Below are 26,586 nucleotides of genomic sequence, written 5' to 3'. Positions count from 1 at the left end.
AGCCTGCATCTGGAATTGGATTGCCAAACTCATCCACGTAGGTATCTTGATGATATTGTGGTTCTACTTGATAGTGTGGTAGCCCACAGGTCGTTGCCTGACGTGGAATCGTGTTGCGAAGTAGTGGAACATATACCGCACCAGCACAACCTTGCGCAGAAAGTAATCCTTCAAAACCATCAATCCACTGCCAAGATACATCATCAGGTTGAGGCATGTCATTTGGCGTATTTTTCAGCTGTTTCATGACGTTGATCCACACAGGCAATGCACCTGATGAACCAGTTAAACCGATCGGTTTGTTATTGTCTTCACCGAGCCATACCACGGCAAGATAGTTACCACTATAGCCTGCAAACCATGAGTCACGTGCGTCATTGGTTGTACCAGACTTTCCTGCAAGTCCCATTTCACGTGGGAAGGTATTATAGGCTGCTCGACCTGTACCACTGGTCATGACTTGTTGTAAACCATAATTGACAAGATACGCTGTGGCAGGGTCGATAGTGTTTTGTACCTTCAAGCTATAACGCTCTAATAGCTCACCATCTGCATTAACCACAGAGCGAATACTCCGTGTTGGATAAGAATAACCACCTGTGGCGAAGTTTTGATAAATACCCATTATGTCCATTGGTGACATGGTCACAGCACCAAGTAAAATCGATGGATAGCGTGGAATCTCGCCTTGTACGCCAAGACGGTGCAAGTTGTTAATAAAGGTCGGTAAACCTGCCTCCCAACCAAGACGCACAGCAGAGAGGTTGTATGAGTTTGCTAGTGCCGATTGCATCGTTACGATGCCTTTTTCACCACCTGAATAGTTTTTCGGCTTCCAATCTTTGACCCCTGCACCACGAATCACGATCTCAGTATCTTGAATCGGACTTGCCCACGTGTAGCGTCCAGATTGTAACGCTTGCATGTAGATCACAGGTTTTAGTAATGAGCCTACCTGACGTTTGGCATCAAGGACACGGTTAAAGCCAGTAAACTCACCTGTACTACCGACGGCAGCGACGATTTCACCATTTTCAGGATGTGAAACCACGACCGCACCTTGCAAATCTTTTAATCGAGCAGGGTTACCTTTTGCAAGTCGATCGACAGTTTTTTGGAAAGTATTTTCAATACGAGATTGTGCCAATGGGTCAAGCGTCGTAAAGATGCGCAAGCCTTGATTGGTCAAGTCTTGCTCTTGATATTCTTCTTTGAGTTGGCGACGTACGATATCCATGAAGTCAGGATATTTCACAGCGGTATAGCCGGGTTTATCCAAGACACCGAGCGGACGAGCGACTTCTTCATCGAATTCTGCTTGCGTCAGTTTCCCCGTAACTAACATATTATTGAGCACCACATCACGACGAGCTCGAGCACGTTCAGGATTGCGCCACGGATTGTAGTAAGAAGGTCCATTGACCAAGCCGACTAAGAAAGCAAGCTTTGCGGTATTCAACTCACGTAATGGTTGACCAAAATAATATTGTGCGGCTAGGCCATAGCCGTTAATTGAATAATTGCCATTTTGCCCAAGATTGACCTCATTGAGATAGGCTTCGAGGATGTCATTTTTGTTGTAATGAAACTCCACCAAAAGCGCCATCAGCGCTTCATTGGCTTTACGTTTATACGTGCGCTCAGGTGTCAGGTAAAAGTTTTTCACCAATTGTTGCGTCAATGTTGAACCACCTTGACGCTTTCCACCTGTGATATTGGAAAGTAAAGCACGTGCAGTACCACGAATCGACACGCCATGATGTTCATAGAAGTTACGATCTTCAGTTGCAAGCAGTGCATCAACCAAAGGCGCTGGTACATTTTGCAATTTGATCAAGACACGGTCTTCATTGTGCTGTGGGTAAATCCCACCAATCACCATTGGCTCAAGGCGAAGAATGCCTGAAGTAGATGGCTTAGTCGTGCGAATCGTTGCGATGGTATCGCCTGTAAAATTCAACTCAATGACACGTTCAGGCTCTTTACTATCGCCAAAATCAAAACCACGAGTATGAATAAAAAGCTGTGAGTCTTTGTTGGTATAGGTACCTGGATTATTATAATTATTGGCAGACTTGTAGCCGAGTAAGCGCAGTTCTTCCAAAATGTCTGATTTGCTAGTGTCTGCTTGACTATAAAGTTCTAAAGGACGAGCAAAAACTTTGGCAGGAATATCCCAACGCTGACCATCAAAACGGTCACGGACAATATTGTCCAAACGTACGAGATAAATCCCCAAGCCAATAAAAAATATGAGAAAAATAATAAGAATAATCAGGGAAATTAACCCAAGACCACGTTGATTTTGTATTGCTTTTTGCATTGATTAAAAATTCATTACAGCTACCTAGGTGGCTAAATAATGCGATAGCAAGCAGGGATATGCAATAAAAACTATGTTGTAAATTGCTAAAATTTATCAACTTCACATAAAAAACATTAAACAACCTGCAAACTCATGTAGAAAGTGTAAATGTCTGATTGGTCAAGCCCTTGTGAAATGCTATGATAAAGGCGAATTTCGCTGGAGTGAATTGGGTGCAACAAAATTTCTCGAAATCTTTTCGGAATATTGGTCTGATCGGACGTCCAGGAAAGTCTTCGGTTGTCGATACATTAAAGATCATTCATCAATATCTCATTGAACGTGGGCTACGCACTATTTTTGACCAAGAAACTGCTGAACTTGGTCCATTTGAAAATGTGCAAACCAGTAGCCGATCGCATCTTGGGCAAGTGACAGACTTGGTGGTCGTAGTAGGCGGTGATGGTTCGCTACTGCATGCTGCTCGTGCGCTTGCCAAATACAATGTCCCTGTAGTGGGTGTGAACCGAGGTCGTTTAGGTTTCTTAACGGATATTTCACCTGCTGATGTCCTACATAAGCTTGGACAAGTGCTAGATGGAGATTTTGTTTATGATCAGCGCTTTTTATTAGAAACTGAAATTCGCTCCAAAGGGCAGACGGTCTACGAAGATATTGCCTTAAACGATATCGTACTGCACTCTGGAAAGTCGGTACATATGATCGACTTTGAGATGAATATTGATGGGATGTATGTCTATCGCCAACATAGTGATGGTCTGATTATTTCTTCACCAACAGGTTCGACAGCGTATGCACTCTCAGGCGGTGGTCCGATTGTTCATCCCAATATGGATGCGATCGTGGTCGTGCCGATGCATCCGCATACTTTGTCCTCTCGCCCCATCGTGGTCGGCGGACAGAGCGAAATCAAAATTTTTATCCGAGATAATCAAATCTTGCCAATGGTCAGTCCTGATGGTCAGAACAGCGTGACTTTACAAGTTGGTGATCATTTGTTGATTCGTAAACATCCGTTCAAACTCACCTTATTGCATCCACCAGGTTATGACTTTTATGCAGCGTGTCGTACTAAGTTAGGTTGGAATCGTGACTTTGAACCGAATGACGATTGATAAACATGCGTAAATAGTGGCTTGAGCCATAATGACTCAATACCTGAGTTAAAGATTGAAACGAGTTACAGATTGAAAATAGATAGAGTATCGTCTAATGAATATTGAACAAATGTTAAATACGCTCACCCCAGAGATCGTAGAAAAATTGAAAACTGCGGTCGAAATTGGTAAATGGCCAAATGGTGTCGCACTCACAAAAGAGCAACGTCAAACGTGTATGCAGGCGGTTTTGGTGTGGGAACATAAGCATCTGCCAGAAGCTGAGCGTACGGGATATATTGATCGTGGCACAAAAGAAGAAGATGAACATTGCGACTCACATGATCCGAAAGATGACGACGAGTTTCAACCGATTCGCTTTACTTGATGTTGCGCCAAGAGCTTAAAAAAGCATTTAAAAAAAGCACTTCAATCGAAGTGCTTTTTTATTGCTGTAAATTTCTAAAATTTAATTGGCTGATGTAAATCGAGTGTGCCAAAGCGTTTTCGCCTTTTCTTGGGCAGAGGTATAAGTTAGCTCAATGTTCATGGTCATTAAAGCAATCGCTAAAGTTTCGATGATCGCTTGCTCACCATAGTCATGCGTCGCATCACCCAACCACACCGCTTTATACACATCTAAATCAAAGGCTACTTCCGCTTGTGAGCGGTCGGGATTGATTTTAGGTAATTCGAGTTCAAAACATTCACCATCTTTGATGCCACAAATCAATGTCTTGGCATCAGGATTACGCTCAAACTCACCACCTTCACCTTTAATCACCGCACTATTTTTATAACCCAGTTGAAATGCTGCTTGTTGGTGCGATGCACGATATGCAGGGTGGAAGATGGCTTGTAAAGTCGCTTTGGCATCAAATGGATTAATCAAACGAGAGAGCGTATGCACAGGAGAGCGTAAGCCGAGCATTTGACGAAATTGAATCATTTCTGCAAATTTGGGACTGAGTAAATCTAAAGGAATAAAGGCAAAATTTTGTGCTTGCAAATGTGCATCAACCTGCTCAAGTGACTCACAGCTTAGAAAACCCAGTGCTTGAACAGCATCTTCCGTATAGAGTCGATTGACGCTCTGACCTGCAACGCCGTGCATGACGATCTTATAACCATGTTGCGCTAAGGTCAGTGCAGCAAGTAAAAACCACGGATAATGTTTCCGCTTACCTGCATAGCTCGACCAATCCAGATCCACTTCACAGCTTAGTTTCGGTAGATTTAATGAATCTTTGGTCGCCTGAACAAAACCTGTCAATTCATCAACGGATTCTTCTTTCACTCGAAGCAACATTAAAAAAGCGCCGATCTGCAAATCCAATGCCTCACCATTTAAAATCATGTGAAAAGCTTCGTACGCTTCGTCATAGCTCAGCGAGCGGCTCCCTGTTTTCCCTTTTCCCAAAATACGAACATACTGCGCAAAAGGGTGCTCCTCTAAAGCGTAGATATTGCGTTTTTGCGATGTAGGTTGAGAGCTGGATTGAGCGCTAGACATAAGATGACTCTGAAATAAGAAACAAAAAGGTCGACAATAGACGATAAATAATAAAACGGTGAACTAAGCGAAGATCGTTCATTACATTGTATGGTGGATCATAAAGCAAAACATATGCTGATGTCAGCCTTAAATGAGTTAGGCTTGATAAAAATATAATGGCAATTTGCGCACCAAAATAACGCAGAATCAGCTAGAATGAGCTTGATTATGTTTTAATTTTTCGATCACTCCCATGAAACACGCTACATCAAATCAAGTTCAGTTAAAACATCGTATTATCCATGCATTAAGTTATGAGGCGATATTACTCATTCTTGGTACGCCTATTCTCAGTTGGGTGCTGAATAAAGATTTGGCACATACTGGTGTACTGTGGGTGATCATGAGCGTGATTGCGATGCTGTGGAATATGGCCTTTAACTTTGGCTTTGAAAAGATTGAATATAAAATGCAGTGGGAGCGTACTTTGTCAGTGCGGATTTTACATGCGATTGGCTTCGAAGGTGGCTTGATTATTTTTACCGTACCGATCATTGCGTGGATGATGGATATTAGCTTTTGGCAAGCATTAATCCTCGATATTGCCTTAGCAATGTGTATCGTAGTGTATACCTTTATTTTCCAATGGTGCTACGACGCTATTATGGCAAAATATTTTGGTATTGGACGTTCTAGCGCACCACGATAGAGCAGAATCAATAAATTTGATCAATAGATGAATAATTGTATAAAAACTATTCATCTGATTCATATCAATATCTTAAAAAATAAGTACCAATATCCTTGTAGTCGTGCTAAGCTCGTGGCGTAATTTTGAATAGAGTTCGTTGCTGGAAATGCACGATCCACTGACAAAATACAAATGGATGTGAATGGGTTGATGTTGAAAGTTCTTCAGAATGATAACGAGAGTAAAATAACTAAGATGTTTTTTCAATCGTGTTTCTCTACTGTTAGCAGCACCTGTGCGTCCTTATTTTTTTCCAAAAAACGATGAGGAATAGTTATGACGGCACGTGAACAAGGTGTTGTAAAGTGGTTTAACGATACTAAAGGTTTCGGTTTTATCCAACGTAATAGTGGTGAAGATGTATTCGTACATTTCCGTGCGATTCAAGCAGAAGGTCACCGTTCACTACGTGATGGTCAAAAAGTTGAATTTACAGTTGCTCAAGGTCAAAAAGGCTTGCAAGCTGAAGAAGTTCGTCCAGTTGACTAATTTCTAGATCACGATAGTTTTAGGTTTGCTCAAAACCTAAAGCCAAAAAGACACCTTATTTCTCAGCCTATTTTAAATAGGCTGAATGGAATAAGGTGTTTTTTATTGCGTGTTGATTTTGAAATGAATTGTTGTGGTGCAGGTGTGCTTATAAATAAAAAATCACCAGTTTGAAAACTGGTGACCTCAATGAGCTACGTTTGTAAAGATGCTTAAATAGATTCTAAGACTTTACTCAATTACTGTTTCGCTATCATTTGACGTGGTATAGCTTCTTCTGCCAAAGAAAAACGAAGATTTTGGTTTATTAAAACGCTTATAGTTAATTTTACTTAGCTTGGAAATACTGTTGTAAGCAGTTTGATTATAGGCAAAGCAACCATGTTCTAACAGTGCAGTGTCTAAATTAAATTGCAGAAAAATATGGTAATATGGAGTAGTTGGGTCAAGCTCTAAATATGATGAGTTAGCAAGCTGTTCAGCTAAAGTCAAGAGCCTCGTTGGATAATAACGACCATTTAAATAATATTGTAAGTAGTCAAGCTGTGCACTTTCAAAATCAAAAAATTCAGAATAAGTATCTAGATTTGAATACCAATTTATACCTTGCCAAGTTCCTGTTTTAAATAATTGCTCAACCTTTTCAATGCCATACATTTCTTCAAGTTCTGAGCGAAATGCAACTTTTTCAGCATTGAAAGAGTCTTTATTAGGATAACTACTTTCGTACTCATCTAGCTCATCAAACTCGATAAAGTCTTGTGACCATTGTGTTTCAACCACTTTATAACAACTGCTTCCTTGCGGGAAAGTTTTATTGCCATGATATTTGTATAGTAGGTAGGGCGTAGATTTATGTTCATCGGATTCATTAATCGTCGAATCAAAATCTATATAAGTACGATAACCAGGAAGCACACGGTCATAGATATTTTCACCTGATAAGTCGATTTTTTTAACAGTCATCTTGAGATCGACATTTGGAAGATAGTGATATGTCCAAGTATCATCAGCGTCTATGGTGAGGTAAGATTCTTGCTTTTCTGTGGGTTGATAAAGCTTTTCTGCATTCACTACGTATTGATTTAAAACTTGATTGGAGTTCTTGAAACTAATCTTTCCGTCATAGATTGGATATTGAGATAAACCAAAAAAATCCTCATAAATCTGGTAAGACATTGAGCGTTCTTGAAAATAGACTTGATACAATGCGTCTTGATCTTTTGCAGTATTTGAAGAAGAGGAGTCACTGCTGCCACCACACGCACTAAGTAAAATTGAGGATATAAGTGCTGAATATTTATAAAGTTGGAAATTGTGAAGATGATTTGTCATTATTATCCCTAGCATGTCCTTGTAACTATATTTAGTATTTCTGTAAATACCTGTACAAAGACATACTAGCGATTTGTTTGACTCAGAACAATTGAATTTTCTGAGAAATTATAAATATTTCTTCAAGTCTTTCGCTTGCTGTTCCGCATTACCTGTATAGCTTGCAGGGGTCATCTCAGCGAGGCGAGCACGATCAGATGCAGGCACTTGAGTGAGCTCATCACCATTCACAAAGTTCACCATCATGTCACGCGTCATGGCTTGACCACGTGTTAATGCTTTGAGTTTTTCATATGGCTTTTCAATGTTGTAGCGACGCATCACAGTTTGGATTGGCTCAGCCAAGACTTCTTGTGCTTGATTCAGGTCGTCAAGTAAACGATCAGCGTTCAGCTCAAGTTTACCAATACCTTTTAAGCAAGCATCAAATGCAATCAGACTTTGCGCAAAACCAACGCCCATATTGCGCAGTACCGTTGAGTCGGTAAGGTCACGTTGCCAGCGAGAGATTGGTAATTTTTCGCCTAAGTGTGCAAGCACGGCATTGGCAATACCGAGGTTACCCTCTGAGTTTTCAAAGTCGATTGGGTTGACTTTGTGTGGCATGGTTGAAGAACCAACTTCGCCATCTTTAAGTTTTTGTTTGAAGTAACCAAGTGAAATATAGCCCCAAACATCACGGTTAAAGTCGATCAAAATGGTGTTAAAACGACGCAGTGCATCGAATAATTCCGCCATATAGTCATGCGGTTCGATCTGCGTAGTGTATGGGTTAAATGTCAAACCTAAAGATTCCACAAAGGCTTGAGAATGTTTCGCCCAATCGAGTTCTGGGTAAGCAGAAAGGTGTGCGTTGTAGTTACCGACTGCGCCGTTGATTTTGCCAAGCAATTCAACTTGTTCAAATTGTTTGATTTGACGAGAGAGGCGATACGCCACATTTGCCATTTCTTTACCCAAAGTCGTCGGGCTTGCAGTCTGACCGTGCGTACGTGAAAGCATCGGCTGTGCGGCATGGGTTTCAGCAAGCTTTGCAATGCTGTCTAAAATATTTTTCATGCTTGTTATCAACACATCACGACCACTTTTTAGCATCAACGCATGTGACAAGTTGTTGATGTCTTCAGAGGTACAGGCAAAGTGAATAAATTCGCCTGCATCTTTCAGCTCATCAATATGGGCAATTTTTTCTTTTAAAAAATACTCAACTGCTTTTACATCGTGGTTGGTGGTACGTTCGATCTCTTTGATGCGATTGGCATCATCTTCAGAGAAGTTCGCCACAATCGCATCCAGCGCAGTGTTAGTGTCTGCGCCAAACGGCTGAATTTCTGTAATTTCTGCGTGATTGGCAAGTGCTTGTAACCAACGCACTTCCACCGTAACACGAGCATGGATTAGACCAAATTCAGAGAGGAACGGGCGCAGGGCATCGCATTTGCTGGCATAGCGTCCATCGAGTGGTGAAAGTGCGGTTAGGCTAGAAAGCATGACAATTCCTTAGACATTAAAGGGAAAATTGAGGGAAATTAAAATCGTATGTTTAGTGAGAGGATTAATGATCATGAACCATCTCTTTTTGACTTTGCTGATGTTGTATCGAAGCAAAGTAACGAATCTGTTTGAGCGTTTTGGACTTCGTGAAAATCATTTTCCACGGACTACCGCCAAGCTGTCGCCAATAATGTGCTGCTTGTAAACCAGTAAATAAAGTTGCTCGGATCAGCGCCACATCATGCGGGTTTTTAAAGGTGCGAGCTGTACCTTTAACCATAATCCGAGGCTTCATGGTACTTGCGGTGTCGGTATATAAGGTCGCTAGGCTTTGAATGATACTTTGATGCTGAAAATTATGCTCAAAAAAAGTCAATTGACGAATGATCTGTTGCTGTGTATTGAGGATTTTATGCTGAAAATCTTTATTACTATAGACTTTACTAGAGAGCTGTAGCATCGCCATCGCATAAGCCAAAGTCTGTTTGCTCGCAGGCAATTTAAAGCGTGGAAAACGATGCTTTGGCTGTGGATCGTAAGGCGCAATTAAACTTTGTTCGAGTGTGCGTAAGCCCAAACCCAAATGCTCAAGTGAGCCAAAAAATAATAAACTGTGTTGATTTGGGTTGTCTGTCGCACGAATATTTAGGGCAGCTTGCAATAGTGTTTGACTATATTGATCGCCCACATCATGCACCGCCTGACTGCCACGTAGCGCAATCAGATGCACAATCTGCGCCGCTTGAAACACTGCAGCCAGCGCCAGAACTTGATGCTGTTCACGGCTTAGCGTCATGCTTGGCTGAAAAGGGCTAAGATCGGTCATGTACTATTGCCTTGTTACAGTTAAGTTGCCTTGTTAGGTTAGCTAAGATGGAAATTTTAACTTCAACTGATCACGTTAAATCCATCAAGCTAAAGAACTCAAACTAAATAATTCAAACTAAGTATTGCGGTAACGGTGCGTCAATACTGCGAATCACACCACCACCCAAACACATTTGATCTTGATAAAACACCACAGATTGCCCAGGCGTTGCGGCACGTTGCGCTTGATCAAACACCACACGTACACCCTGTACAAAATCAGGATGTGGAAATATTGTACAGTCTTGATCGGGTTGGCGATAGCGTGTTTTTGCAGTACAGCGTAGTCCAGTCGTCGGAATGTTTTGCTCACCTGCGATCCAGTCAATATTTTCACTGTCTAGGCTGTGACTGAGCATTAACGGATGTTCATGTCCTTGACCGACCACAAGTCGATTATTAGCAATGTCTTTGTGCAGGACAAACCATGCACCTTCAGCCACATCTTTGAGTCCGCCAATGCCAATACCGCCACGTTGACCAAGGGTGTAATACATCAAGCCATGATGTTCACCGATGACTTTACCATCTTCCAAAACAATTTCCCCTGCTTGTGCAGGCAGATATTGCTTGAGGAAATCACTAAAGCGACGTTCACCGATAAAGCAAATGCCTGTTGAGTCCTTTTTAGTCGCTGTGGCAAGATCATATTTCTTGGCAATTTCACGGACTTGCGGTTTTTCTAACTCACCAACTGGGAATAGGGTTTTATTGATCTCACGCCCATGCACCGCATGTAAGAAATAAGTTTGATCTTTATTATTGTCTACACCGCGAAGCAGTGGCGCATAGCTTTCGCCTTGACTATTTTGCATGGTTTGTCCACGGCGTGCGTAATGACCTGTGGCAATATAATCTGCACCCAAAGTCATGGCATAGTCCAAAAATGCACGGAATTTAATTTCTTTATTACAGAGAATATCTGGGTTTGGCGTGCGTCCTGCGGAATATTCCGCCAAGAAATGCTCAAACACACGATCCCAATATTCTGAGGCAAAATTTGCGGTATGAAGCACAATGCCTAGACGATCGGCAACCGCTTGCGCATCGGCTAAATCTTCCAATGCAGTGCAATATTCCGTGCCGTCATCTTCCTCCCAGTTCTTCATAAATAAGCCTTCGACTTGATAACCTTGCTCAAGTAAAAGTGCCGCAGAAACTGAAGAATCCACACCGCCAGACATGCCGACGATGACACGTGTGTTTTGTGGAGTCGGAGTAATTGTGTCAGTCATAGGAGAAAGATGTTCCAAAAAAATTAGAGACTAAAATTAACAAGGCAGTTTAAAAGCCTATATGGCGTTTAAAGTGTTTAAATCAACTCAAGCGCTAAATGGTGAGGTTGAAACTTGGGCAAACGGATGCTCATAAATCAAATCGATAGGATATTTCTTCCCAGCCAAAGCATCTTCAATCGCTCGAATCACCAATGGACTCCGTGCACGTGCAGTCAGTTGCAATTCCTCAAATGTCATCCAGTGCGCTTGCACGATGCCATCATCTAAATCCTGCTGTGTATGCTCAAGCGCATTCGCTAAGAAACAAAAACGATAATAAGTACGATCAGGAAACATCGGCGGGGTATAACTATAGATGCCAAGCAAATCGGTAATTTCCACTCGCCAAGCTGTTTCCTCTAATGTTTCACGGATGGCAGCTTGGATCACGGTTTCACCTGCTTCCACATGTCCCGCAGGTTGGTTAAATACAGTATGACTAAAACCCTCGCTATGTTCTTCAACCAACAAGAAGCGATCATCACGCTGTACCACAGTCGCTACGGTGACATGTGCAGTCCACGCTGAGGTTGCGGGTGATGATACTAAATTTGAAGTATTCGCCATCTGTACAAGCCCTCAAAATTGAGGTGCATATGATACGAAATTTTGTCGGAAATGGCTATGTTATTCGTATAGCGCAATTGAGTGGTTTGTTTTAATATTCTCAGTCAAGGCATGGAGATCAGAGTCTTTTCTTTATCACATTTATTCATAACAACATGCAAAAAACATATATGTTGTAATTTCATCAATATATCGCAAAAATTCATATCATCGACTTGAAAATCCATGTGTACGGCAGAATATCGGCATAACATTCAGAAAGTTAGCCAGTTGTATGCTAGACTACCCACCTGAAATTTAACACCTTGTTGTATGCGTCATGCGTTTTTGAAAACGTGTTGATTGGAATATTTGATTGGAATCGTAGTAGGGTCTCCTTAATGTCTGACGAAAGATTAACCCACCTAAAACAGCTTGAAGCTGAAAGTATTCATATTATTCGAGAGGTTGCGGCAGAGTTTGACAACCCTGTGATGCTGTATTCTATCGGTAAAGATTCGGCGGTGATGCTGCATCTTGCGATGAAGGCATTCTATCCTGCAAAGCTCCCATTTCCATTGATGCACGTCAATACGGGTTGGAAATTCAAAGACATGATCACCTTCCGTGATGAGATGGTGAAGAAAAATGGTCTGGAATTGATCGAACATAAAAATCTCGAAGGTATGGCGCAGGGTATTAACCCATTTGATCATGGTAGCTCGAAATATACTGATATCATGAAAACCCAAGCCCTAAAGCAAGCATTGGATAAATATAAATTCGATGCGGCATTTGGTGGCGCACGTCGTGATGAAGAAAAATCACGTGCCAAAGAACGTGTTTATTCTTTCCGTGACAGCAAGCATCGCTGGGATCCAAAAAACCAACGTCCTGAGCTGTGGAATATCTACAACGGTAAAGTCAATCAAGGCGAAAGTATCCGTGTATTCCCATTGTCAAATTGGACGGAGCTCGACATTTGGCAATATATCTACCTTGAGCAGATTCCAATTGTCCCGCTGTATTACGCTGCTGAACGCCCTGTGGTTGAACGTGATGGCACCTTGATCATGATTGATGACGAGCGTTTCCCGCTGCGTGAAAATGAAGTGCCTGAAATGAAATCGGTACGTTTCCGTACACTGGGCTGTTATCCACTGACAGGTGCGGTCGAGTCAAAAGCAGATACCTTGCCTGACATTATTCAAGAAATGCTCCTAACCACCAGTTCTGAACGTCAAGGTCGAATGATTGACCATGATGAAGCAGGTTCAATGGAAAAGAAAAAGCAAGAAGGTTACTTCTAATCGTTTTTTCTCACTGCATTTCATTGTTGAATGCGTGTGGTTTGGTTTTTCACTGCAATAACTGATTTAAGTTTTTAACTGGTAAAGTTTTTAAAGAATATTAGGCGGAATACTAATGTCGCATCAATCCGAACTGATTAGCCAAGACATTTTGGCATATCTCAAACAGCACGAACAAAAAGACTTATTGCGTTTTCTGACTTGCGGTAATGTCGATGATGGTAAAAGTACCTTGATTGGTCGCTTGTTGCATGACTCGAAAATGATCTATGAAGATCAACTCGAAGCGGTACAACGTGACAGTAAAAAGGTCGGTACACAAGGTGAGAAAATTGACCTTGCACTCTTAGTTGATGGTCTGCAAGCAGAGCGTGAGCAGGGCATTACCATTGATGTGGCGTATCGTTATTTTTCCACGGAAAAGCGTAAATTCATCATCGCTGATACTCCAGGGCATGAGCAATATACCCGCAATATGGCAACAGGCGCATCGACCTGTGATCTTGCGATCATCTTGATTGATGCACGTTATGGCGTACAGACACAGACTCGTCGTCATACTTTTATCGCTGCATTACTCGGTATTCGTAATATCGTAGTGGCAATTAACAAGATGGATTTGGTGGAATTTTCTCAAGATAAATTCGATCAAATTCGCCAAGATTATTATGCCTTTGTTGAGCAACTTGGTGACCGCCAGCCAAAAGACATTCGTTTTGTGCCGATTTCTGCATTGAACGGTGATAACGTGGTCAATCCATCGGAAAGTACCCCGTGGTACTACGAGAATGGTTATCAGGCACAGACCTTGATGAATATCTTGGAAACCGTTGAAATCACTCGTGATGCCAAGAAGCAAGATTTTCGTCTACCTGTGCAATATGTCAACCGTCCAAACCTCGACTTCCGTGGTTTTGCAGGCACGATTGCACTTGGTGCAGTGAAAGTTGGCGATGAGATCGTAGCGCTACCATCAGGTAAGCGCAGTACAGTCAAAGAAATCGTGACTTATGATGGCAATCTTGATCAGGCTCAAGTCGGTCAAGCGGTGACATTGACTTTAAATGATGAAATCGACATTAGCCGTGGTGATTTGATCACGCATCCAAGCGCATTACCGTCTGTATCTCGTGCGGTGCGTTCAACTGTGGTGTGGATGAGCGATCATCCGCTGGTGGTAGGTAAGCTGTACAATGTCAAAGTTGGTGTACAAAGTGTTCCTGCCAAAGTGACCCGTATCAACTATCGTATTGATGTCAATACGCTAGAGCATGGTCAGGTTGAGCAGTTAGAGCTCAATGGTATTGCCGATATTACCGTTGAATTTGACCGTCCAATCGTGTTTGATCATTATCAAGATAGCCGTCATACAGGTGCATTTATCTTTATTGATCGTTTGAGCAATGTCACCATTGGCGCAGCGATGATCGAAGATTTGGCGCAAGTATCTAATAGCGCACAACCTGTCACCGCAGAAGATCGTGCGGCTCGACTTGGTCAAAAGCCTGCGGTATTGGCGGTGACTGCTGAGCTATTTGCACAGTCGCAACAACTTGAACGTGCCTTGCTTTCTGACGGCATTGTGGTGATTGCACAGGCGAACTTGAATGCAGGCAGCATCAACTTACTTCGTGAAACAGGGATCACTGTACTTGTCGATCAAGCAGAGTTTGCAGATACTGAAATCACGGCAAAATCAGTCGATGAAGCTGTGGCTCAGATTAAGGCAATTGTTCAGCTTTAATACGACAGCTTCTTTAGTCCAAAAGTAAACTTAAAAAATAAAAGCTCTAAACTACGGTTTAGGGCTTTTTTAATGTGGCAAAATTAGATTTTAAAAACTTGTTAGACAACTACAAAACGCTACAGTCAACAGATGGCTTCGTGGCATGCTATGATTTCAGTGGGTAAATAAATGCAATAAAAATCAATTTGGTGCTTTCTATGCCGATATACAATGATGCTCACCTCAATGGTCACCAGCGCTATAAGATCGCCTCACTCAAGCGCAGTTTACAACATGCTGAAAATTATAATGAATGGAAAACCATTGCACAGCAACTCGATGAAGTGACAGGGCTTGAGGCGTGGAAGTTTGATAATACTTCACCGCATTATGGTTATCCGTTCTTAGCACAGCGTTTGATCCGTATTAAGCGATTGATCGAAACTGATCAACAGCTAGATTTGTCAGAATATTTACGTGAAGGTTTAAACTTTGATATTGCCAATATTGCGCATCCTTTACTTTATAATCAAACCTTTACAGGAACAAAGAAGCTAATTGAAGATTACGTCGATAGCATGAGTAAAGCATTTGCTTACGTCGCTTCCGATGAGTTCACTGCATTTAATCGAGCCGAAAAAATCGAATATTTGGAAGGCGCTCTAAAAGCTTATGGTCAGCCTGCACTGATGTTCTCTGGCGGTGCAACACTGGGTATTTTTCATCTTGGTGTGTGTAAGGTACTGTACGAGCAAGATTTATTGCCAAAAGTATTTTCAGGATCAAGTGCAGGAGCGATCATGGCGGCGATGTTGGCAACGCATAATGATCAAGAGTTGATGGATTTTATCCAGAGTGACGGTTTTATTGATCACGCCTTTAAATATCGCAGTATTTACCAAATTTTGGCAGATCAAGGTGGTTTAGCGGATATCGGCACCTTAAAAAAATTTTTGATTGCCAATCTTGGGGATTATACTTTTGAGGAAGCCTTTGCCAAGTCGGGTCGACATTGTTCGATTGTGGTAGCGCCTTATAGCACAGGTTATAACCCTCGGATTATGAATGAAATCATGTCGCCAGAGTTGTTGGTGTGGAGTGCGACATTGGCATCCTGTGCGATTCCATTTTTCTTTCCACCTGTCCGCCTCAAAACTAAACGCCATGATGGCGTGTACACACCCTATATGGCAAATACGCATTGGGTGGACGGCAGTGTGCGCAGTGATTTTCCACAAATTCGTATGGCTCGACTTTATAATATTAATTACAGCATTGCTTGTCAGGTCAATCCGCATGTGGTGCCGTTCATGCAATCGGATTTTCAGCGTTATCGTCGAGATTTGCTCAGCTGGCCAAGTCGTTTTATTCGTCATCAAGCCAAGACTTTATCCATGCAAGGTTTAGATTTTACGCGCAACAATTTATCCAGTTTTCCGTTGATTCAGCGTGTGGTTGATCATGGCTACGGTATCGTTGGACAGCGCTATTATGGTGATATCAACATCGCTGCGAAATATAACCTGAATCATTATCTATGGATGGTGAAAAATCCTGATAAAAAAATCTTTAAACAATTGCAAAAAGAAGGTGAGCGAGCGATTTGGCCGAAGATTAGTAGTATTGAAATGCACGCTCGAATCGGCAAAACCATTGAGCATTGTCTGACAGTTTTGAAATCTGGACAGCAACAACATCAAGCCTCAGCGCATGAACATCAACTTTGATCCACAACTGCCTTATCAAAAGATCAAATCGCTCAATGCGGATTTTAGTCGAAAGTTAGGGCAGTGCGTTGATCTGGTTGAACAAAACAACCAATATTTTGTTTTTAAGTATCTCGATGACGTTGCTGATTTACAGCTAAAAAGTGCTTTTCAGAATGAAATAGCAATGTATTTGCAATTACAAAATATTGATTTGGCTTTGCCATTTTTATTACTGGAATCCGCTGAATTTCGGCATCAAAGTGATAATAACGTCAAAACTTTAGTCCTTCCATATGCTAATACCATTGATTTTCAAAAGTATTCAATAGCTGAGCGAATAGCGATATTTATTAATCTATTAAAATGTGTTGATGATTTACATGGAGTCGGTTTTATTCATGGTGATTTAAAGCGTCGCCATTTTCTCCGAGTTGAACAAAACCTTGATTCACCCATTCAACTCATTGATTTTGCGCAATTGCAACCAATCAATTCTGTGCATTCTTCTCATTTAAAAACTGTAAGTGAAATGACAGCCACACCTGCCTATATGGCACCTGAGCTTTTTCATGGACAAGCGAAGTCTGTGCAAAGTGATCTATATGCTTTGGGAATTATCTTTTATGAAATATTAGTCGGGGAGAAGCCTTATACGGTTCGTGGTCAGCAGAATAGCTATCAACAATGGGCGACAGCACACTGCCAACAAGAGATCCCACTGCTTCCAAAAGGTTTGCAAAAGTATCAAGAATGTTTGGACTTTATGCTCGCAAAACAGCAAAAAAATCGAGCTTCAGCGATAAAAAGTGTGATAAGTGGTTTAAAAATAAACGAAAATTATAAAATTGATGATTAAATACACGCTTGTCATGGTTTTTTAAAAAAAGTACTTGGCAATTGAAAAACTCATTGCTAATATACGCAACACATCGGGGACGTGGCGAAATTGGTAGACGCACTGGATTTAGGTTCCAGCGCCGCAAGGTGTGAGAGTTCGAGTCTCTCCGTCCCCACCAATTACATAAAGTTACATGCCGAAATATACAGAAATATCATTATAATTCAATACACTTAGCTCCAAATCTTAACTTTCTATGCAGATGCTTAACTGGCTATTAGATCAAATAATAAGGATAAGCTAGAGGATAAGCGATATACTTTATCCTTAAAATCTTTTCGAGCCTGAGCAGATGGCTAAGCAAACTACACCATTATCCCCGACCTTACTTGATTCCTTAAAGAATAAGGATAAGCTTGTTCGTATGTATGACGGCAATGGGCTTATTTTAGAAATTCGTGCATTACCCTCTAAAAAGAAAGTATGGCGTTTTAAATATCCGCACCCAATTACTAAAAAAGATATTCTTTTGACACTAGGCGAATATCCTGCCTTATCCTTAAAAAATGCACGTGCGAAGCGTTCAGAATATTTAGCAATGCTTGCCGATAAGCTCGACCCTAGAGAGCAATTGCAAATAGAACAGGATAAGCTCGACAATGCCACATCATTAGAAAAAGTCACACGGCTATGGCATACCGAACAAACTGCTAAAGGAAAGTGGGGCGGTGATACAGGTCATAAGACGTTACGTAAATTTGAAAATCATCTATTCCCTTTGATTGGTGAATTGCCTATTGAAGAAATCAGAACGCACGACCTGACCAAAGCATTAACCATTATCGACAATAAAGGCGTTAATCGTGTCGCACGAGATTTAAGGGCAAACCTAGTGCGGATATTCACCTTTGCCATTCAGCATGACTACATTAGGCACAATCCTGCACGTGAGTTAGACGGATTAATCACAGCTCGAAAAGTCAAACACCACCCTGCATTACCGCATCACCGCTTGAATGAGTTGTTAAACCGTATTGAACAACATAATCGTTGCTTGCCACTTTCTAAACTTTGCCTTTCATTGACCTTGCATCTATTCATACGTTCGTCAGAGGTGCGCTTTGCTCGATGGAGTGAATTTGATCTTGATAAAAAGCAATTGGTAATCCCTGCATCAAGGGAGTATGTCGATGGGGTGCGTTATTCTGATCGAGGTGCAAAGATGAGTGAAAATCATCTTGTCCCACTATCACCACAGGCGATTGAGATTCTCAAGGAGATTAAGATTTATAGCGGACATTGTGCAAACGTATTCCCGAGCCGTGACGACCCTGAAAAATTTATCAGTGAAAACACCGTGACGAAGTTACTTAGAGCTTTAGGCTATGACACGCAAACCGAGATTGACGGTCATGGAATCCGTACTATGGCATGTGGTGCGCTGATTCAATCCACTTTGTTCAGTGAGGACGCAGTAGAACGGCAAATGAGCCATAAGGAACGTGACAAGACCCGATTGGCTTACACGCACATGGCGGAGTTTTTAGAAGAACGTAAAGATATGATGTACTGGTGGAGTAACTACCTTGAGCAAAATAAAAAAGGCTATATCAGTCCGCACGATTATGGCGTTCAAACCAAGCTAGCACTTGATCAAAGCGAAGTTATCCAATTTAGAAAAGCATAGCGTCAATATGTGTATTAAATGATTACCTTTTATGCTGTTATATGGCGTAGTATCGAATATAATTTAATCGTTAAGTCTAGGTTAGCTCCCGAAAGTGCGTATCCCAATCGCATTGGCTTAACGCTTATTCTATTTTTCTATTGGGTGTGCTTGGGGGCATTAATGGCACTATTAGACCAAACAAGAAGTGCGATCAAACAGCAATATATAAGTTTTTTTGAGATCATTTCATTTCTAAGAAATCAGTCGCCTAATGACAAGCCTTGCGAGATTGGTCAATATTTAGAAAATATTGAGATAGCTGGGAAGTTAAAGCAGTATGAGTCTGATCGTTCTCTAAGAATAAGCGAAAAATCTATGCTTTATTCAGAGACTCGATTACAAGATTTAGTTAATAACCTAATGAGTATCAATGTTTTTGCAAGTGATAACGAAGTCGAATCAGCAATTAATGAGCTCCAGTTGAAATATGAGCGTAGTTATGTTCTAAGGTCTGATTTTCTTGGTTTTAAACCAATAGCCGAGCTGGATAATAATACACAAAATGAAAGTAACAGCATGTCACCACCCGACCATATCAGAAAATTATCACTGAGTGACTTCTTTACAGTTGTTCAGGCGGCGTGCCTTATTTCTAATGACGAAGCTGGGCAAATACAGGCTTTAATTGATTCTGGAGATTTACGGTATGACAGTTGGAATTATGGAGATCATACGCAAGCAGTTGAAACTATAAAAAAAGGAATAAAAGCCAAGAAATTGATACAAGATGCAGATGGAGATATTCCTAGAGCTTCTTTGCAAAAATTTCTATTTGATAAAAATCATATTATTGATGGTTTTAACGATAAATTTTCATCACAAGACCAATCAACCTTTGGTACTCCATCTGTTCAGCAAAATGAGCCAAATTTTGATAATCTGAATACCGAAATTACACAACTAAAAGACCAACTAGCCCAAGCACAGCAACTTATTCAAGAATTGGAAGCGATGAGTAATATTCAAGATTCTGATAGTGACGCTCAAATTACTGGTATATATAGAAGAAATTTACTTGCAAAAGACAGGCAGGGAATGGCACGCATAATTGCACTGAATTTATGGAATGATGATCAAAATATATTAATTGGAGATATGGCAAACAGGGTTTATGCAATCATGGTTGACTTTTGTAAAGATGATTTACCACAAGAAACTAGCTCATTAAAGACGTGGCTTAGACCAATTGCACCGCCTGAATCTCAAAGAAAAGGAAGAAAAAAATCAAATACTTAAAATATAGTGAACACAGATAGTTTAAACCGTTAAATATATTTAGCATAAGTCAAAGATATTTTTTAATAATAAAAACATACACATACTAGCTCCATAAATCAGCAAATGGAGCTATTTCAATGCACCCTACACCAATCCGAGTGACCTACAAGCAAGCATGTGAACTTTTAAGCATTTCACGTGACACCCTGCGCAATCTGCAAAACAACGACCCTGATTTTCCTAAGTCAATCAAGCAAGGCACGAAACGACAATCAGCCGTGTACTTTGACTATGCCGACCTCGTTGCATGGCACAACAGCAAGAAAGCCGAAGCGCAGGGAGCATAACCATGAAGATTACACAGCAATCGCAAAAGGCTCTAGTCCTAGCCTATATGCAAGCAGGCAACACCATCACCCCGATTGAAGCACTCAATAAATTTGGTTGTTTCCGCCTTAGTGATGTGATTTTTCGCTTGCGCCAAAGTGGTCATGAAATCATTAAGCACGATGAACCCAACACACACAATAGCGGTTATCACGCACGATATGAATTGATTGAGGAGATGCAAGCATGATGCTTCTTCGTGGTTTTCTAATAGCAGTTATTTTGTGGTTTATGGCGGTGATTCTAGTTGCATCGTGTACTTATGAAAGTTATGCTAATACCGTCCAACATAAAGCAGTTGGGCTAGCTTTAGCAGGCTATCAAGACAACATAGGCGCACAGCCCACTATAACCAGTGGTTTTTTTGTGCGTAATATCTCTATGCGTTCGCATATCTCTATGGCGAAGCTGGAGAGGGACATCTACGGATGTGCTGGTTTCCTATGTCACCAGTCTGCTAACCCTTTTCAGCTTTGCCACCTTTATTTAGCAGTAAACGGCAAGGCTTCTATCAAGACCATAGGAGCGCATACTCATGCCTAATTCAAATCAAAACATCACTGTGTCATTAAACTGTGCAAGCCAATTTTTTGTCCCACATAAAGACGCAGATGCACATCATGCACAAGACGTTATTCACCAATTGGTTGAAAGTACAAAGAACCTCGCAACAGCTACATTTAATTGCTTTGATGAGGGTGCAGAACTTGCGGTCAGAGATGACATTGTGGCGAACCTTATCCACGACATACAGACCCGACTAGAGCTTATCGAAAAACTGTTACCAATGGCATTTTCTGATGGTGGTGAAGTATGACAGCCAATGTTAAAACCGACTGGGACACTACGCCCGACCTATTCGAACCACTACAAGCCGAAGTTACCACACCTGAACAATGGTTAGAACTTGCGGAATTGGTACAGTCAAATGATGAAAGACGCTTAAATCATGCGTTGTTTGCTACTGGGAATAATCCCAACATCGTGCAAGCACTGCACTTCGACTTTAGCAATCCTGAAATCAACGGTACGAAGTATCACGAGCCTTTGCTTTTGCCACTGTGCAACGGCAAGGGAGAGTTAAAACAAGTTGCCATTATGGAGCTTGGCAAGCGCACGCAGATACACCCTGAACACAAGCCTAGAGCGTTTGCACGCTTTGGGAGTTTTGAGCAATCAAAGCCGATATTTATTGCTTACGACCTACATACCGCCTTAAAACTGGCGGACAACGGCTATAGTGTGGCGTTCTGTGTGTCGAGTGAAGAACTCAGTAATGAAGTGAAAAACGAGTTTTCAAACCACGAATGCAGATTAATTAAATCGGTGTGCAGTCAGCTATCAAAAGCTGGTTTTAACCGCTTGTATATGGTGTCCTATTCGCAAGTGTACCCGAAGCTACATGACGCACTGAAAAACGCCGTAGCGAGCTACAAGGTGCGATTTATTGATAGTGATTTAGATATTGTGTTTATGGATAATGCAGAGGTGCAAGAATTGATTGATGAAGCGTTACAGAAAGATGAATCGGCTAGAAATGAAAAAGGCTTGAACACCACGACAGATATTCAAGCCCTTAAATCTGTACGCAAGCAGATTACACAGCAGAATAATTATAGCCCGACATGGGACGCACTGCTACCACTTTCGCAAAACATCGAGCTAAAGCCTAATCCATACCCTATAGACGCTTTGCCTACACTGATTAAGGATGCCAGCATTGCCATATCTGAATATGTGCAAGCACCTATCGCCATGACGGTGCAGTGTGTTCTAGCCACAGCTACGCACCTCGCTCAGCGTTCAGTAAACGCACCGAAGCCGAATGATGTTTGCGGTATCGGTGAGCCGTGCAGTTTATTCCTATTAACTGAGGGCAAAAGTGGAAGCCGTAAAAGTAGCAGTATGTCACTTGCAAATAAAGTTATAACAGAGCATGAACGCAAAGCATACAACGACTATAAGGCTGAGCTTGAAGCATGGGAAAGTGAACTCAATGCACTACCCAGTAAAAAAGAACAAGGTGCTTTCCTTGCGGACAATCCAAAGCCGTGCGACCCATCGAGCATATTTAACGATGTCACTTTTGAGTCACTATCAGCACTTTATATTGATGGCAATATTGTTAATGCGTCAATCAGCAGTGATGAAGCAGGGCAATTTTTTGGCGGTCACACTATGAAAGGTGACACGGCAAGAAATGCACTAGGCGGATTTACCAAGCTATTTGATGATGGTTCTACACAGCGCACACGTGGAAAATCTAATATCAATGGTAGTGGCAGAGCTGATGACGTGCGCCTTGCATTCAACTTACAGGGACAGCATGAGGTGCTATCTGATGCGCTCAAAGACCCATTGCTACGTGAACAAGGCTTTTTACCACGCTTCATTTTAACCGTACCTGAAAATCTCGCAGGGCAACGCACGCAGGACAGCGCATTCAGAAATAAAACAAGGCACACCAATAAAGACCCTAGACTAATCGCCTACTGGCAACGATGCACCGAGTTATTGCCACTATTTGACTATGAGCGCAAATCACAGCAGATAGACAGCGACACGCCAGCACGCCCAATTATCCCCATGAGTGATGAAGCCAACACCGTAGAGCTTGATTTCTACAACGAGTGTGAGCGTTTGCAGGCTAAAGGCAAACGATATGAATATATTCAACCTTTCGCAAGCCGAGCGCCACAGCTCGCTAGACGCTTAGCTACGGTACTGGCGTATTTTGAGGTACAGAGCATAATCACTGGCGAGATCATGCAAAGTGCTTGTGAAGTGCTAAGGCATTCGCTTAGTGAATGGTTGCGTTATGCAGAGGTTGAAACGCTCAAGAAATCTGATGCACAAGAATTATTGGACTGGTTGCTTAAACAAAATGAGGAGAAGATTTTAAAATCATCCATCCGACAATATGCACCATCTAAATTTAGAAATGGCGTAATTTATAACGAAATCCTTACACACTTGATTGATGCAAATTACATCCAAATCGAGCAAATCAATAACAAGGATTACATTATTTTTAATCCATATTGCCGAAAAACTTGCTAATTCTGCTAAAAATGGCTGTATCAATTGAAGTGTATAGCTTTGGTAATAGCATACGGCTTGCTAATCGGTTGCTAAAAGTTGCTAATTCATTGCTAATTAGCAGGGATTTAGCAGAATTAGCAAAGAGTTAGCATGGGTATTGCTAAGCTATAACTATTGGTACATAAGACTTATAGCTGAAATTAGCAGAATTAGCAGGTTTTTTTGTATTGTACTTTTAGGGGAATGCTCGACTTTCTCAATGTAATATGGTTTCTTTAATTAAACTGGATCATTAAATTAAGTATCAATGTGCGCCAACTTTAAGCCGATCAGCAAGCCCAAGATTCTACAACTTGGGCTTGACTTGCAAACGCCAAACTTTGAACTTGGTGATGACATTTATCCGAGTCATGACAGTGCTTTACTCTTTCATAACCCAAATACTGCAAACATTGAATGGCGCAATGTAAAATTCGGATTAATACCAAAGTGGGCAAAGAGTTTAGATATTTGCCGTTATACCTACAATGCTCGCACGGAAACTGTTCATGAGAAGCCGAGCTTTAGCCACGCTTGGCAAAACAATCAATTTGCTTTGATTCCTGTAGAAATTATCTATGAACCTCGATACATAGATGGTAAAGCACAGCGATGGGGAATATTCCGAAAAGATGGCAAGCCTTTTACCGTAGCTGGGCTGTTTGAAAACACCACGATAGACGGTCAGCAAGTGCGCTCAATGACCATGCTCACGATCAATGCAGACCAGCATCCTTTCATGTCCCAATTTCACCAGCCTAACGATGAAAAACGCTCAATAATTATCATCCCTGAACAACACCGTAAAGACTGGCTGAATACAAATCATAGAATTGCACCTGATTTTTTCCTCGACATGTCAGACGAATTTACGGCTAAACACATGCCTCGCCCTCAAAAAATCTCACCACAGCACGACTTATTTTGACGCTCAGTTGATTTTATTGGGTTTATAGTCGTTGCATCATTTTTGCAAATCGCCGTATCCTATTCATTACAGATAACTTCAAACATGCCAAGTTGCATAGGAGTTCTAATATGACTAAGAAATTGCAAGTCTATTTCTCAGATGGTGCATGGCGTTCATTGCAAAATCTGATGGGTGAAAATGGCAGTCCAAGCCCGACTTTAAACGCCTTACTTGAAAGTGTTTCTTCGCACGATATTCGCCCTGTAGTTGCAAGAACTACTGTGAGCATACCCTTTGTACTTGATCGAGTATCGGCAGGCTTTCCGTCCCCTGCGAATGACTATATCGACCGCTCTATTGATTTAAATGAGTTTTTGATTGATAACCAATCGGCAACATTCATTGTTGAAGTCAATTCATTATCTATGTTCAATGCTGGTATAGATGTGGGCGATCAATTAATTGTTGATCGGAGCTTAAATGCGCACGATGGTGAGATTGTTATTGCGCTTGTAGATAATGAGTTTACCGTTAAACGACTCATCATTACTCCGCAAGAAACTTACCTCAAAGCCGAAAATCCTGAATACTCAGACATACACTTTCTTGATGGTCAAGAACTGCAAATATGGGGAGTTGTCACCAGTATTATCAAGCCCCTGCGTAAGCGTAAATAGTTGAGTCAGTATCATGCAAAATCGAATATTTGCACTGGTAGACATCAACAATTGTTATGTCAGTTGCGAACGTGCGTTTAATCCTAAGCTGAATAATGTGCCTGTTCTTGTGCTGTCTAATAATGATGGTTGTGCAATCGCACGGAGTCAGGAAGTCAAAGACTTAGGCATAAAGATGGGTACACCATTGTTTAAGATGCAAGACATGATCAAACAGCATCAAATCCAAGTCCTATCAAGTAACTATGCCTTGTATGGTGAAATGTCACGTCGATTTCACAGCGTCCTTTTTGATTTTGTCGGTCTAGGCGAGCAAGAAATTTATTCAATTGACGAATGTTTTTTAGACTTAACACGGCATCGTAACTTTGACCTCGATCAAATGGCGCAGAAGATCAAAGCAAGACTTTGGCAATGGTTAAGCCTACCTGTGTGCATTGGCATCGGTGCGACTAAAACCGAAGCGAAAATAGCCAATCACATTGCAAAGAAAAATCAGCAATATGACGGAATTTGTAATCTTTATGAAATGAGTCTAACCTCAAAAGAAGATATATTTTCACAAATTGATGTAAGCGAAGTGTGGGGAGTAGGACGTAAGCACAGTAAGAAACTGCAAAATATCAGTATTACTAATGTATTGGACTTGGCTAGTGCAAATGATAGTTTTATACGGAAGCAGTTTTCAGTAGTCATGCAAAGAACCGTACTTGAGCTACAAGGTACGTCATGTATCGAGATTGAACATACACCCGATGCAAAGCAACAAATCATTTCTAGTCGCTCTTTCGGACAGCGTGTGACTGAATTAGTCGATTTAAAGTCGGCAATCCGTGCGTATGTACAAGATGCGTTTAAGCGGTTGCGAGATGATGCGCTCTTGTGTGGTTGTATGATGGTTTTTGTACAATCAAATCCTTTCGATGAAAGTATGCCGTTTTATAACAAGTCAGTATCTTTTAGTTTTCCCGAACCGACTGATGATTTACTTTTGATGACTAGATATGCCTCAAAGATGATTGCAACTCTCTATGAAAAAGGGATTCGATTTAAAAAGTGTGGTGTGGTTTTAACGTGCCTTGAACCGAAAGCAAAACATACTTATGACTTACTCACAGATATGCAACAGGTTCAAGAAATTGAACGGCTGATGGCAACTTTTGAAAATGTGCATGATAAATTTGGCAAAGCGAAATTGTCATTGGGTGCGGTGCATAATAAAAATAATAACTGGCAAATGAGCCGTGAAAAGTTAAGTGCTAATCCATTTCGTGTAGGGAGCTTTTTGAAGGTTCGTTAGAAGTGAGCAACTTAAGTGTAAATA

Annotated in this window: 24 protein-coding genes, 1 tRNA gene and 1 pseudogene; 19 read left to right on the top strand and 7 right to left on the bottom strand. The window is 41.3% G+C overall.

Annotated features, from left to right (window positions below; translation table 11 throughout):
• Positions 1–4: 4 nt before the first annotated feature.
• A pseudogene (gene mrcB / locus MKI79_RS06975) lies at positions 5–2,323 on the bottom strand (penicillin-binding protein 1B); the annotation flags it as partial.
• Positions 2,324–2,538: 215 nt separating this feature from the next.
• On the opposite strand from mrcB, the gene MKI79_RS06970 reads away from it, so the two are divergent.
• Together MKI79_RS06970 and MKI79_RS06965 are read left to right on the top strand one after the other, a co-directional pair.
• Positions 2,539–3,441: an NAD(+) kinase gene (locus tag MKI79_RS06970; RefSeq protein WP_241571370.1), complete on the top strand. Its 903-nt coding sequence runs from the start codon at positions 2,539–2,541 to the stop codon at positions 3,439–3,441.
• Positions 3,442–3,538: 97 nt separating this feature from the next.
• The gene (locus tag MKI79_RS06965; RefSeq protein ID WP_241571369.1) at positions 3,539–3,811 is read left to right on the top strand and encodes a YeaC family protein; all 273 of its coding nucleotides are present in this window, start codon (positions 3,539–3,541) and stop codon (positions 3,809–3,811) included.
• Between the two features lie 81 nt (positions 3,812–3,892).
• Here the strand turns inward: MKI79_RS06965 and MKI79_RS06960 are convergent, their stop codons facing one another.
• Positions 3,893–4,936 (bottom strand): glycosyl transferase family protein, encoded by a 1,044-nt coding sequence (locus tag MKI79_RS06960; protein WP_241571368.1) that lies wholly within the window; start codon positions 4,934–4,936, stop codon positions 3,893–3,895.
• Positions 4,937–5,171: 235 nt separating this feature from the next.
• Here MKI79_RS06960 and MKI79_RS06955 point away from each other — a divergent pair, with 235 nt between their 5' ends.
• Positions 5,172–5,627, top strand: coding sequence for a PACE efflux transporter (locus MKI79_RS06955; protein ID WP_241571367.1), 456 nt, complete (start codon positions 5,172–5,174; stop codon positions 5,625–5,627).
• 318 nt (positions 5,628–5,945) lie between these two features.
• Positions 5,946–6,158: a cold-shock protein gene (locus tag MKI79_RS06950; protein ID WP_241571365.1), complete on the top strand. Its 213-nt coding sequence runs from the start codon at positions 5,946–5,948 to the stop codon at positions 6,156–6,158.
• 231 nt (positions 6,159–6,389) lie between these two features.
• Here the strand turns inward: MKI79_RS06950 and MKI79_RS06945 are convergent, their stop codons facing one another.
• The 5 genes from MKI79_RS06945 to MKI79_RS06925 all read right to left on the bottom strand — a co-directional run bounded on the left by MKI79_RS06945 (position 6,390) and on the right by MKI79_RS06925 (position 11,698).
• A complete protein-coding gene (locus MKI79_RS06945) occupies positions 6,390–7,493 on the bottom strand; it encodes a hypothetical protein (RefSeq protein ID WP_241571363.1) in 1,104 nt (367 codons plus the stop codon).
• Between the two features lie 108 nt (positions 7,494–7,601).
• Positions 7,602–8,984, bottom strand: a complete 1,383-nt coding sequence (gene purB / locus MKI79_RS06940; protein WP_241571361.1) for an adenylosuccinate lyase — start codon at positions 8,982–8,984, stop codon at positions 7,602–7,604.
• Between the two features lie 64 nt (positions 8,985–9,048).
• The gene (locus MKI79_RS06935; protein WP_241571359.1) at positions 9,049–9,813 is read right to left on the bottom strand and encodes a DUF489 family protein; all 765 of its coding nucleotides are present in this window, start codon (positions 9,811–9,813) and stop codon (positions 9,049–9,051) included.
• A 112-nt stretch (positions 9,814–9,925) separates the two neighbouring features.
• The gene (mnmA, locus tag MKI79_RS06930; RefSeq protein ID WP_241571357.1) at positions 9,926–11,089 is read right to left on the bottom strand and encodes a tRNA 2-thiouridine(34) synthase MnmA; all 1,164 of its coding nucleotides are present in this window, start codon (positions 11,087–11,089) and stop codon (positions 9,926–9,928) included.
• An 87-nt stretch (positions 11,090–11,176) separates the two neighbouring features.
• Positions 11,177–11,698, bottom strand: a complete 522-nt coding sequence (locus MKI79_RS06925; protein ID WP_241571356.1) for an NUDIX hydrolase — start codon at positions 11,696–11,698, stop codon at positions 11,177–11,179.
• Positions 11,699–12,078: 380 nt separating this feature from the next.
• On the opposite strand from MKI79_RS06925, the gene cysD reads away from it, so the two are divergent.
• The 15 genes from cysD to MKI79_RS06850 all read left to right on the top strand — a co-directional run bounded on the left by cysD (position 12,079) and on the right by MKI79_RS06850 (position 26,562).
• A complete protein-coding gene (cysD, locus tag MKI79_RS06920; RefSeq protein WP_241571355.1) occupies positions 12,079–12,987 on the top strand; it encodes a sulfate adenylyltransferase subunit CysD in 909 nt (302 codons plus the stop codon).
• Between the two features lie 115 nt (positions 12,988–13,102).
• Positions 13,103–14,731, top strand: coding sequence for a sulfate adenylyltransferase subunit CysN (cysN, locus tag MKI79_RS06915; protein WP_241571354.1), 1,629 nt, complete (start codon positions 13,103–13,105; stop codon positions 14,729–14,731).
• Between the two features lie 200 nt (positions 14,732–14,931).
• Complete coding sequence (locus MKI79_RS06910) at positions 14,932–16,440, top strand: patatin-like phospholipase family protein (protein WP_241571353.1); 1,509 nt, start codon at positions 14,932–14,934, stop codon at positions 16,438–16,440.
• On the top strand, positions 16,424–17,278 hold the full coding sequence (locus MKI79_RS06905) for a protein kinase domain-containing protein (protein ID WP_241571352.1): 855 nt from the start codon (positions 16,424–16,426) through the stop codon (positions 17,276–17,278). Before MKI79_RS06910 ends, MKI79_RS06905 begins: the two co-directional genes overlap by 17 nt.
• Positions 17,279–17,353: 75 nt before the next feature.
• Positions 17,354–17,438 (top strand) — tRNA-Leu (locus tag MKI79_RS06900).
• 174 nt (positions 17,439–17,612) lie between these two features.
• Positions 17,613–18,947, top strand: coding sequence for a tyrosine-type recombinase/integrase (locus MKI79_RS06895; RefSeq protein WP_241571351.1), 1,335 nt, complete (start codon positions 17,613–17,615; stop codon positions 18,945–18,947).
• A 162-nt stretch (positions 18,948–19,109) separates the two neighbouring features.
• A complete protein-coding gene (locus MKI79_RS06890) occupies positions 19,110–20,225 on the top strand; it encodes a hypothetical protein (protein WP_241571349.1) in 1,116 nt (371 codons plus the stop codon).
• Between the two features lie 119 nt (positions 20,226–20,344).
• Complete coding sequence (locus MKI79_RS06885) at positions 20,345–20,554, top strand: helix-turn-helix domain-containing protein (protein WP_241571347.1); 210 nt, start codon at positions 20,345–20,347, stop codon at positions 20,552–20,554.
• A 2-nt stretch (positions 20,555–20,556) separates the two neighbouring features.
• A complete protein-coding gene (locus MKI79_RS06880) occupies positions 20,557–20,784 on the top strand; it encodes a helix-turn-helix domain-containing protein (RefSeq protein WP_241571345.1) in 228 nt (75 codons plus the stop codon).
• A complete protein-coding gene (locus tag MKI79_RS06875; protein ID WP_241571343.1) occupies positions 20,781–21,137 on the top strand; it encodes a hypothetical protein in 357 nt (118 codons plus the stop codon). Before MKI79_RS06880 ends, MKI79_RS06875 begins: the two co-directional genes overlap by 4 nt.
• Complete coding sequence (locus MKI79_RS06870; protein ID WP_241571341.1) at positions 21,130–21,411, top strand: hypothetical protein; 282 nt, start codon at positions 21,130–21,132, stop codon at positions 21,409–21,411. Before MKI79_RS06875 ends, MKI79_RS06870 begins: the two co-directional genes overlap by 8 nt.
• Complete coding sequence (locus MKI79_RS06865; protein ID WP_241571339.1) at positions 21,408–23,654, top strand: DUF3987 domain-containing protein; 2,247 nt, start codon at positions 21,408–21,410, stop codon at positions 23,652–23,654. Before MKI79_RS06870 ends, MKI79_RS06865 begins: the two co-directional genes overlap by 4 nt.
• Positions 23,655–23,943: 289 nt before the next feature.
• Positions 23,944–24,603: an SOS response-associated peptidase gene (locus tag MKI79_RS06860; RefSeq protein ID WP_241571337.1), complete on the top strand. Its 660-nt coding sequence runs from the start codon at positions 23,944–23,946 to the stop codon at positions 24,601–24,603.
• A gap of 170 nt (positions 24,604–24,773) precedes the next feature.
• Complete coding sequence (locus MKI79_RS06855) at positions 24,774–25,262, top strand: LexA family protein (protein WP_378235208.1); 489 nt, start codon at positions 24,774–24,776, stop codon at positions 25,260–25,262.
• A gap of 13 nt (positions 25,263–25,275) precedes the next feature.
• The gene (locus MKI79_RS06850) at positions 25,276–26,562 is read left to right on the top strand and encodes a Y-family DNA polymerase (protein WP_241571335.1); all 1,287 of its coding nucleotides are present in this window, start codon (positions 25,276–25,278) and stop codon (positions 26,560–26,562) included.
• Positions 26,563–26,586: the final 24 nt, after the last annotated feature.

This window comes from Acinetobacter sedimenti (assembly GCF_022601685.1).
Classification (GTDB): domain Bacteria; phylum Pseudomonadota; class Gammaproteobacteria; order Pseudomonadales; family Moraxellaceae; genus Acinetobacter; species Acinetobacter sedimenti.
This window is presented reverse-complemented; position numbering and strand designations above follow the sequence as displayed.